General features: G+C 67.8%; 1 protein-coding gene. It reads left to right on the top strand.

Translation table 11 applies throughout. The features are described from left to right. Positions 1 to 10: 10 nt before the first annotated feature. Positions 11 to 270: glycosyltransferase (locus tag RM50_RS20010; RefSeq protein ID WP_043456319.1), on the top strand; the 260-nt coding region annotated here is incomplete at its 3' end.

Here is a 270-nt window from a genome sequence, read left to right as displayed (position 1 = left end):
AAGGCCCTTTGTGCGCGTCCTTACGATCATTCCCACCTACAACGAACTGGAATCGCTGCCCAAGACGCTCCAGCGCCTTCGCAAGGCCGTTCCGGCGTCGGACGTGCTGGTGGTCGATGACAACAGCCCCGACGGCACCGGCCAGCTCGCCGACGGCTTCGCCGCCGAGGACCCCCAGGTCCACGTCCTGCACCGCAAGGGCAAGGAAGGCCTGGGCGCCGCCTACATCGCCGGGTTCACCTGGGGCCTGGACGCCGGCTACGACGTCCT

It is taken from the genome of Pseudarthrobacter phenanthrenivorans, from assembly GCF_000813845.1.
Taxonomy (GTDB): Bacteria; Actinomycetota; Actinomycetes; order Actinomycetales; family Micrococcaceae; genus Arthrobacter; species Arthrobacter phenanthrenivorans_B.
Note: the sequence above shows the minus strand (reverse complement) of the source record. Positions and strands in the feature narration are given on the sequence as shown.